This window comes from Terriglobales bacterium (genome assembly GCA_035567895.1).
Classification (GTDB): domain Bacteria; phylum Acidobacteriota; class Terriglobia; order Terriglobales; family Acidobacteriaceae; genus Gp1-AA112.
The window spans coordinates 1-10,129 of the sequence record DATMPC010000116.1; the positions used below are offsets into that span (position 1 = coordinate 1).

Annotated in this window: 5 protein-coding genes; 2 read left to right on the forward strand and 3 right to left on the reverse strand. The window is 55.5% G+C overall.

The genetic code is table 11. The features are described 5' to 3' along the window. Positions 1–525 precede the first annotated feature (525 nt). Positions 526–2,958: an ADOP family duplicated permease gene (locus tag VNX88_24975; GenBank protein HWY71944.1), complete on the forward strand. Its 2,433-nt coding sequence runs from the start codon at positions 526–528 to the stop codon at positions 2,956–2,958. Positions 2,959–3,267: 309 nt separating this feature from the next. Here the strand turns inward: VNX88_24975 and VNX88_24980 are convergent, their stop codons facing one another. Together VNX88_24980 and VNX88_24985 are read right to left on the reverse strand one after the other, a co-directional pair. Continuing rightward, a complete protein-coding gene (locus VNX88_24980; GenBank protein ID HWY71945.1) occupies positions 3,268–5,469 on the reverse strand; it encodes a hypothetical protein in 2,202 nt (733 codons plus the stop codon). 334 nt (positions 5,470–5,803) lie between these two features. Then, a complete protein-coding gene (locus tag VNX88_24985) occupies positions 5,804–5,953 on the reverse strand; it encodes a hypothetical protein (GenBank protein HWY71946.1) in 150 nt (49 codons plus the stop codon). 179 nt (positions 5,954–6,132) lie between these two features. On the opposite strand from VNX88_24985, the gene VNX88_24990 reads away from it, so the two are divergent. After that, a complete protein-coding gene (locus VNX88_24990; protein ID HWY71947.1) occupies positions 6,133–7,968 on the forward strand; it encodes a hypothetical protein in 1,836 nt (611 codons plus the stop codon). A gap of 601 nt (positions 7,969–8,569) precedes the next feature. Here VNX88_24990 and VNX88_24995 read toward each other — a convergent pair. Further along, positions 8,570–9,523 (reverse strand): site-specific integrase, encoded by a 954-nt coding sequence (locus VNX88_24995; GenBank protein ID HWY71948.1) that lies wholly within the window; start codon positions 9,521–9,523, stop codon positions 8,570–8,572. Positions 9,524–10,129 lie beyond the last annotated feature (606 nt).

Genomic DNA, 10,129 nt, shown 5'->3' on the forward strand with positions numbered 1-10,129 from the left:
AACGTACTCAAACGAGGGGCGACTTGATCATGTCTTCATTTGCGAATTCAGCAGAAATTCGCACAATCGAGCTGGGAACGAAGCGAAACGCAGTTCAGTTGAGCTTCGTTCCTTAGTGGAGTGGTTTTCGCTCTTTCTCGAGCTTGCTTGTTGGCATCCACACTCCCTCACGGTTCTGGAATTCTGTATCATCATCGTTTTGTTTCGGTCACAGAACATTCTGGATTTGCTTCGAACCAAGTTCTCTGGAAAACTCTGGCCGACGCCACCCCACCGTTGCCATGCTTCTGTCCGTACTCTGAATGGGCCGCTTAAGGGCCCGGTGCAAGTTGGGGTTCGATCTAATACCCAGGTCCATCACTGCCGTGATGAACCCGGGATTGTTGGGGCTGCCATCTATCGCGCGATCTTAATAGACCAGCACTCATGACGCAGTCACCCGAACAAGGCGCCAGTAATCGACAAAGCCATCTGGGTTATGATAGGTGACCGTGCGGCTCCCGCAGCCTTCGGGGGGCTCGAATTATGCTTGCACTTCTTCGATATGCGTTTCGTCAGCTTCGGGAAAGTCCGGGTTTCGCCGCCACCGCCATACTGACGCTCACCCTGGGCATTGGCGCGTCGACGGCGATCTTCGCCGTTCTCGACGCGGTGCTGCTGGAACCGCTGCCCTTTCCACAGCCAGATCGACTCGTCGCCGTGGAATCCCAGCCAGACCGCAGTGTTTCCATCCCCACGATGCAGGACTATCAGTCGCGTTCGACCACATTCAGCAGTCTGGCTGCATATCGTCAGTGGTCGCCGACACAGAAGACAACCGATGCTACGGCGCATCGGATTCTGGCTGTGTCGCAAGGCTTCTTCTCGACGCTGGGAACTCGCTTCGCACTCGGAACAAGCTGGCCGATTACGGGGAATGAGCAGGATTGCGCTCCTCTGGCGGTGGTGAGCGGCGGTTTCTGGAAGCGTCTGGGCGGAAGCAACGAGCTGGGCAGCAGAATGCTGAACCTGGATGGACGAGACTTTCAGATCGCAGGGGTGATGCCGCTGAAGCAGACGATTGAGGGGTCTTACGCTCTGAATCAGCCTGAGGTGTTTGTTCAGATAGGCTGCGACAGCGAGGAACGGCCAAATTCGCGAGGCGACCGCAGTTTTGAATTGATCGGCAGGCTGCGGCTAGGAGTGACAGTTGGCCAGGCGAATGCCGATTTGGCGCGCGTGGAGCAAACGCTTCAGAAGGACTACCCCAACGAGTATCGCGACTACGCGGCTGCGCTCAAGGAACCGCCCGTGGTCTTTCCCTATATTGAGTTACTGGTTGGCACGGAAACGAAGCCTGCGCTTCTGATGACCCTTGCAGCTTGCGGCTTACTGCTGGTGATCGCTTGCGCCAATCTTGCGAGCCTGTTGCTGGCGCGTAACACGCGGCGACGGGGCGAATTCGCCACGCGGGCGACCCTCGGAGCCACGCTTGCTCAGCTCCTCAGGCAACTGATGATCGAAAGCTCAGTACTCGTTAGCCTTGGCGCGACCAGTGGCCTTGGACTCGCCCTCGTTGTTTTGGGATTACTGAAGAGCACAACGGCACTACACCTTCCTCGGCTGGCCCATGCCTCTATGCGTCCGGCAGTCATCATGTTCGTGATCGCAGTCTCCGCTGGGGTCACTTTCTTCCTCACGCTCCTGCCCGCCTGGCGAACACTGCGACCGGGTCTGCTGCGGGATCTTCAGGGTGTGGGACGAAGTACTGCGGGACGCAGCCTGCGATTCGCCGGACGTTTGCTGGTGGTTGCGCAACTCAGTCTCACCGTGGCGCTTCTGGCCTGCGCGGGATGGATGATCGGCGGCGTGTATCTACTTTTGCACCAGCCGCTCGGCTTCGCGCCGGATCATCTACTAATGTTGAAGGCCGAGTTGGGTTCGGACCATCTGACGAAGCCCGAAGCACTGCAAGCGGAGCTGAAGTTGACGCAGATGGCGGAGAGCCTGCGTCAAATGCCGGGCGTAGTGTCCGTCGCCGTGACGGATCATCAACCGCTCGGACACGCAGTCAATCGTTACGACTTCTGTGCCGATGTGCATCCGGAACGATGCCGGCGGCCGATCCATATCAATCCCAACTCGTATGCCATCAGCCCGGCTTATTTTTTCACCATTGGGCAAGCGCTGCTGGAGGGTCGCGACTTTAATGCGGAAGACGATGGCCGCAATCATGTCGTAATCGTCAATCAGGCTTTGGCAGCGCGTGAATGGCCGGGGCAAAGCGCGCTGGGACATCGCGTGCACACGGGGGAGATCCACATCGCAGAGGGCCAGAGCTGGGCTACGGTAGTGGGTGTCGTGGGCAATGTGCACAACTACGATCTGGTCTCGGAACCAGGACCGGACCTCTACATTCCGCGCGCTGAGAACCCCAATGGCTTTGCCAGATTCATTCTGAATGTGAGTGGCGACCCCACCTTGTTAAAGAATGCAGTTAGGACGAGGGCCAAAACCCAGTTTCCGGAGGCGACGGTCTTCGCGTTCGAGACGATGGCCGAAGAAATGTCGAGCGAGGTTTCCGAACGTGTATTCCTGATTGAAGTGGCCATGTCATTCGGCGTGGTCGCACTCTTTCTCTCAATACTTGGAACCTACGGCCTGCTTGCCTATGAAGTCTCGCTGCGCGAAAAGGAAATCGGCATACGTTTAGCCCTTGGATCTTCGCGGGAGAGAATCGTCAGGCTGCTGCTCTACGAGGAGGGTCGCTGGCTTATGGCGGGCACAATGCTGGGGCTGGCTTGCGCGATTGCTACCGGCTACGTCTTTCGTTCGCGATTCTACGGCGCGCATTCTACATCGCTGTCCGTCTTGCTGGGCTCTGCGTTAGTGCTGATCGGGCCAGCATTGCTTGCAGTCGCTCTGCCCGCACGCCGAGCCGCCCTTATAGATCCAGCCGAAACGCTGCGACGAGAATAAGACTCAGTTGATCTCCGGTGGCCGCACCTTGGTACACCTTGAGATGAGGTCGATTCTCCGTTGACGTTAGCAGGCTATAGGGCTCAAATTTCGACTTCTTTCGACACGGGAATACACTCGTGTGTGGTTTTTCCAATCGACAATAACCGGCAGGGCCGCAAATGTCGCTTGCACGAAGGTGCTGTGACTGGGAAACAGAACGCCGGTCCCAGAGACTACCTGACCGCAGGCGAACCTAATCAACAATGGTCGCACCGATCTGTAATATCGCTTGTTATCCTTTTCGCGGACAGGCCACCATCTTGGCGTTTAGTGAGCGAGATCTATAGTCAATCCGTGCTCCAGCGCAGCCTCATTGACAGCCCGTAACACAGAAGAAAGGCGATCCTCCTGGCCAAGCACTGTTAGCCGGAATTTCGTGCCGCTGGGATACTGCCCCAGTTTCTCTCGGAGCGAAGCAAGATCCTTGGGAAAATACTGGTGGTTGATGTCAGCACGCAATTGACCATCGAAGAGAAAATCAAGACTGAACTCCACCGGCGAGTTCCAGTGACGTTGCTTCACGTTATCGCGTTCCGACCCAAGCGCCAGTTTCTCAAGTTCATCGACTTGCTCATTGCTAAGCAACCAGCCCTGCGCCCTGGCAATCGATTCAACCATGCCGTATTGAAAACCGATCGCTTCGCTTGCATCGTGCGGAGTGCTTGATCGGAAACTGAGGTCGTTCTCTCGGTCTACCCACTGCTTGTGAAAGCGCCGCATGCGCTCCCAGAGGGCGGCCTCGGCTTTGGCGCTGCCATACTTGGCCAAGGTTTCGGCAGCTTGTCGAGCGCGGTTCAGGTCGGGATTATCTAATTGAGCTACGACCTTGATTTCAATCTCGTTCCAGCGCTTCATCTTGATGACCTGTGGGATCGATTCTGTCATGCAAGCACTGGGTGCTGCTGCCAAACGCTGTACCCCGTAGTCTGGTTCAGTGCGAAGAAAATAGAGAACAAAGCCATCCTCCGTGATGCAATCCCAACGGCCGGGAACGGCCTCATATAGAGACTTTATCCTTGGCAGTATCGCCTTGGTCGAGTAGCGCGCGATCAGCTGCGCGTCAAGAGGCATGGTGTGGCTGTCTTTGCTTTCCAGGCGTGTCACGAGGAGCTCATCGAATTCCGGGAGGGTCTTTTGCGGCAAGACGCCAAGCGTCTGAGCCTTTACTGTAAACATCTTGTTGTCAACGTGCGGATGCCTGATCTCTTCCAAGATGTAGGGCTTCGCTGCCTCTGGATCCAGTTCATACAGACGCTGCATGGCGGAGTCGCGGAGCATCTGGTGCTTGATATCAGCCTCAGCGACGGTCGTTTCGAGTGCAGTCGTCATCGCTGGGACTTTCAGCCGTTCCCAAAAAGTGGAAAGCAGAGTCCATTGCTGATCGGGCGAGAGCGCGAGAAACGCCGCTGCAATCTCGGTGCCTGGTAATGATGTGAGAGGTTTGACGTCCTGGGAACCGCGAGCCGGACGCAAAAGCAGAGCCTCAACCGTCTCCGCCCGTGCCCGGCCTTGCTTGGTGGACACGAGCGCAGCGGCTTTTTCAAAAAGAGCATCCTCAAGCTTTGAGAATTGCTCCTCTTGCTCTTGCATGCGCTCCTGCCAAATCTTCTGTTGTTGCGCATCGTGCTCGGGATAGGGAGGTAGAGGCTGGTGTTCGACCTGCAGTTTGAGCTTCGTGAGCGTATAAAGGTAATCTCCGGTGATGGCAGTATCCGGTGCGTTCATCTGACGCTCCAACTCCTGAACGACCTGATCCTGATGCCGTGAGCCAGCCAAACCTGCTACGCAGTCAAATCGCCGCCCATCTGGGAGATTGCCCATCTGCTTTGCCAATTCCTGGATGGACCTCGGCGAGTCCAGGAAACGCAAAACACGGATTGCGTCTCTCTTTTCGTCGTCAGAGCTGGCGGTAGAGTCGAGAACCGAGACTGCTGACGCTAATGTCTGCTCCTGCCATTCGGGACTGGCTGCGATCACGTCGAACTCCAGCGAATTGGAGTGGAGTTGGAGCGGTTCGTCTTTGGTCGGACCGTGGCGTGAAACGCGGCCGGTGGTCACATAAAGCGTGTAATGGCCTGGATCATCCAGTGCCACCCACTCGTTCAAATCCTCTTGCATGACCTGTGGTTCGTCGCTCAGAACTCGGGAGCTTCCGAGTCCGCCTCCAATGAATGCTCCGTTGGCGTAATAGTTGGCCAGCGGGTCGCGTCCGAGTGGTGTAACGTGGAATTGCTCCATGTCCAGACGGCCGCTGCGGTCGTAATTGCGAGTGTCCACGTTATAGGCGCCGGGGAGAGAAGCAGCAAAACTCAGCTCGATGGGAATTACTTCGCCCGCGTGGAAAGTACTTGTCCCACCGGAGAAGTGAATCGTCAGCGAGGCTGCCTCGCCTTGCGGGAACGAACGACCAGCAACCGCGAGAAGGACGATCAGAAGCCAGATGAACGACCTAGAGGACCTTACTCCCATTCTTTACCTTGCAGCCTCGTTTGGATTGGATGCCGCCTGTCGTGGATTTTAATGCCCGCCAGGCTTGCCAAGTGATGAAAAGAGAGTGCCAGTAAACTACAGCACGATCTTCCCACCGGAGGTGTATGTCAACGCCTATGACCCCGAGCGAGGAGCAATCTCCAAGAATGAGGGTCGGCGAGGCCTCGAAAACGACTTAGGCAGCTATACTTGGTGGTCAGAGGCATGCATGGGCTGCTATCGCTACAGCCAAATGTTCTTGAATGTTGCGCACTGTTTTATTGTTTTTTGCGTGGCAGACTTCCGTCCCCTCGTGACCGGTGGCTTCTTCAAGCTAATCGCATCCCTGGCGCTTGCTTGCCTGCTCGCGTTTGTCGTCGTTCACTCTGCCGGTATACGCAAACTGGTAGTCGCCTGTTTCCATGCGCTTCCAGTCTCTCTCTTTCCGTTTGTCGTCGAGCAACGATGGGCACGACGATCTCAAGTAATGATCGTAGCTCCTAATGAACCAAGTCTGTCTCCCCCCTTTCAGCGGCCCCCACCCATCTTCTCGTTGTAGCCCCTCCTGCACTGAATCGGATGCCGTCGCTTGGACGGCCATGCTCTGGTCGTGTTGGACCATGTAGAACCAGGCTCGCAGTCCTGGAAAGGAGATGGGTCTCTATGAACAATTCTGAATCATATAGCCCGCAATGTGAGGTCTCAGCGAGTGAATACACTTGGCGTCTGGAAAGACGACAACGGCAGCTTGCGGACATCAGAGTGTTGCACCAGCGCCTGTGGACGTACCTCATCGTGGTTGTCCTGGCCGGAATTGTCATCGCCTATGCAACACTTTCATCGCACTTAATTTCGCCGCTTTGGATTCTGCTGCCTTCGGCAGGCGTCCTGTCTGTCATACAGTCGCTTACAAGGAACGCGCGCATACATAGCCGCGTGCAGAGGATCGCAAGTTTTTACGAGCTCGGTGTGGCGCGATTGCGCCATGAGTGGCAGGGGAAGGGAATTGACGGTGATGATTTTCGGCCTGACAGCCATCCGTACGCTTCCGACTTGGACGTGTTTGGTACCGGATCTCTTTTCGAATTACTGTGTACGGCGCGGACTGGAGTCGGTCGGGCAACGCTAGCGAGGTGGTTGCTCTGTCCGGCGGATTGCGGCGAAGTCACGGAGCGACAGGTAGCCGTTGCCGAGCTTCGCGACAGGCTCGATTTGCGGGAGGACTGGGCGTCTGTTGGAGGGGATGCACTCGACCAAGTCGATTCATCAGCCGTTCGTGACTGGGCGGAGGCTCCTGCCACCTCATTCCCGCCATACGCCGCGGCGTTTGGGAGGGTACTGCCAAGCTTCCTGATTGTCCTATCGATACTGGCGCGCGCCGGAACCTTCGGCGAGAGCTGGTCTTGGGCCATCGCCGTCGGCATCATGTTAGAAGTGCTATTCGCGGCTATCCTTTTGAAGAAAACAAGGCTCACAGCGACCAACCCTATCTTACCTTCGTTCGAGTTGGAACTTCTTGTCCCGTTGTTCAATCGCCTGGAAACAGAGAATTTCCAGTGCCCGTTGCTCAAACTTTTGCAGTCGCGACTTACGGCATCAGGAGGCCGCCCCTCGAAACAAATTCGTATATTGAGTGGGTATGTGTGGCTCCTGAATCTTCGCCAGAGCGAGTACGTGGCGCTGCCGTCCTCGCTGATTCTGTGGGGCACTAATCTTGCGATTCTCATCGAGCGCTGGCGGCAGCGGAACCGAGAGGGATTGGCCAGATGGCTGGATTTGCTCGGCCAGTTCGAGGCGTTACTCTGTTTGGCTCGGTATTATTACGAGAATCCGGATCATACGTTTGCAATCGTTAAGCCCCAATCCTCTGCGTTTTTCCAGGCCAAAGCTTTAGGGCCTCCGTTGCTCGACTCCAAGACTTGCGTCCGATGCGATCTCCAGCTTGACGCTCAAGGCACACAACTGGCCATGGTCAGCGGTTCGAACATGTCAGGCAAGAGCACTTTGCTTCGTTCGGTAGGCCTGAACTCGGTCTTGGCACTTGCGGGAGCCCCGGTGCGCGCTGGCCGACTTCAGATCTCGCCATTGCAGCTCGGCTGCTCGATTGCTGTCCAAGATTCTCTCTTGCAGGGGAAATCACGTTTCCAAGCCGAAGTGGAGCGTCTGAAATGGATACTCGCTCTGTCGCGGGACAATAACATCCTCTTCCTGCTGGATGAGGTACTTGCCGGAACTAATTCCAATGACCGATGTTTTGGAGCAAGGGCGGTGATCGAACAATTGATTGGGAGCGGTTCGGTCGGCCTCGTGACGACCCATGATCTAGCCCTAACCGACGCGATCAACGTTCTCGATGGCCGTGCGATCAATGTGCACTTTGAAGAACACTACGAGAATGGTGAAATGCAATTCGATTACAGAATGCGTCCAGGAGTGCTAACCCACACGCATGGTGCGAATGTGATGGCGGCATTGGGACTACTTTCTTCGCCGAAGTAGCGTCCGCTGCGCCAGCGGACCTTTTGCTTGAGTTCGACGCGTTGAGGGAAGTCCAGACGGGTTAGTTCAAGGTATTTCAATGGCAGCTCGCGCATGTCCGGTTCGGAGTGCATTCTGATTTCGCCTCCAGAAAAAGATTTGGATAGAGGAAGCCTCATCTACTCGGGCCGTGCTGCTGATTCGGCGGCTGGATGGTTTACGTAACCAGGCGTTACCGCTCAGAATGCAGGTCAGGCTCCTCTCTTCCCGAGGAATTGGAGAGAGCGGATTGACTTCACCTTGCCTGCACGCAGTCCGGGGTGAGGGGTTTGTCCGCGACTGGAGTCATGCCCCGGTATTATGAACCCACGCCGTGATTCTGAAAGTGGGGTCGGGCGGTTACCAACTCCCAGCCCGTCAGCCAACTGTATTGATCCTTCCAAAATTTCTACCCACAAACTTACCCACAGGAAACTGATTCTTGCGACGCCTTACAGCGACTGGCAGCTCCCGCTGAGAATGTAAGTCGCTGAAAATCTGTCACGGCAGAGGCCGCGGGTTCGAGTCCCGTCGCCCCCGCCATTCATTCCAGAAGATTTACGGAATGGATGGTTCGATTGGCCTAGGTGCAGAAAGGTGCAACCCTACTGCAATAGCTTGGTGCGTCTGTACCTAAATAGCTTATATTCCAAATCTTTACCGTAGGTGCAGCGACGACTCCTAATCGGCCGACAAAGAGGAGTTCCACCACCGCGTTTTGAGCGTCTCGCTTTGCTGGTGTGACAGCTTGTGTGTAGGTATCGAGGGTGAGCCGTGCCGATGAATGCCGCAGGAGATCCTGCTGCACCTTGATATCGGTGCCAAGCTGTCGAAGCAGAGTTGAAAAGGAATGCCGGAAGGTGTGCCATCCGATTCGCTTATTGATTCCTAGTTTCTCGAGTTTCGGATGAATTTGTTTTCGCATCATGCTCTGTCCCCAGATGGGACGCTTCCCCTTGGCTCTCTTGCTGGCAAACACCCAATCATTGTCGGAACGGTAGCGCGTCACATTCCGCCACTCCTTCAGCATCTCGGCGAGCAGAGGAGCCATCGGGATCGGCTTGGCAGAGGATTCAGTCTTGCACCTGCTGATAACACCGTGAACAACCGAACGCACGACGTTGATTTCTGCGTTGTCGAAGTCCAGGTCGCTCCATCGCAGCCCGAAGAGTTCACTCTGGCGCAGACCAGTCGTGGCATCGAGAAAGATGAGGAGACGCGGAAGGAATGCGACGTTGTCTAGGAGCCGCTTGATCTCGTCAACGTGCAGAATGTGCGGCACTCTGCGACGTTTGGCACTTTGGCGAACGAGGTGAATCGGATTCTCGGAATAGAGTTCATATCTGCACGCATGGTTGAAGAGAACGCTCATGATGTTCCTGATCTTGGCGCAGGAACCGCAAGCCAAGGGAAGTTGACGCAACCATAACTCGACCTCGATCGGCTTTATCCTGGCGAGTGGATACATGCCCCACTTTGGAGCAATCCACCGTTTCAAGTAATTCTCGTAGCCCATCTTGGTCGCATACGATTCCATGTATTATCAACGAAAAGTTCTCTTCGACGATAATGCTCGATCAACTGAGAAACGGTCAGCACAGTTGGCCGCAAACGTAGATCATCAGAATTGATCTCGAGAACAATCCCTTCGACAATTTCGCGGGCATTCGCCTCGGTTTTGTATTGCTCAATAGTGCCCACCACGATGCGACGATAGACCGCCTTCCCGCTGGTTCGATCTCGCCATCGAAATTCCCATACACTCTGTCCGCTGCGCCGCTTGGTTTGAATGACGCTTCCATTTTGCATGCTGCTCCTTTTTGCACCGGCGTTTGATTTGCTTCGGCCGGGTGGTGAGCCGCTAAGTGTAGCGGCTCAATTCGTTTAGAAGGAGAACACAATGAATGTAGGCGTCGGAGACTGCTGCTTTGCGGCGGCGGAGCGAGGGCACAAGCTTCGGTTAATGAGTGATACGCGATTTTAACGACTACTGACCTCGGAGAACGTACTCAAACGAGGGGCGACTTGATCATGTCTTCATTTGCGAATTCAGCAGAAATTCGCACAATCGAGCTGGGAACGAAGCGAAACGCAGTTCAGTTGAGCTTCGTTCCTTAGTGGAGTGGTTTTCGCTCTTTCTCGA

What these genes read in the sequence shown, in the direction of transcription:
- VNX88_24975 (HWY71944.1), top strand. Translation starts at nt 526, where the DNA reads ATGCTTGCACTTCTTCGATATGCGTTTCGTCAGCTTCGGGAAAGTCCG.
- VNX88_24980 (HWY71945.1), bottom strand. Translation starts at nt 5,469, where the DNA reads ATGGGAGTAAGGTCCTCTAGGTCGTTCATCTGGCTTCTGATCGTCCTT.
- VNX88_24990 (HWY71947.1), top strand. Translation starts at nt 6,133, where the DNA reads ATGAACAATTCTGAATCATATAGCCCGCAATGTGAGGTCTCAGCGAGT.
- VNX88_24995 (HWY71948.1), bottom strand. Translation starts at nt 9,523, where the DNA reads ATGGAATCGTATGCGACCAAGATGGGCTACGAGAATTACTTGAAACGG.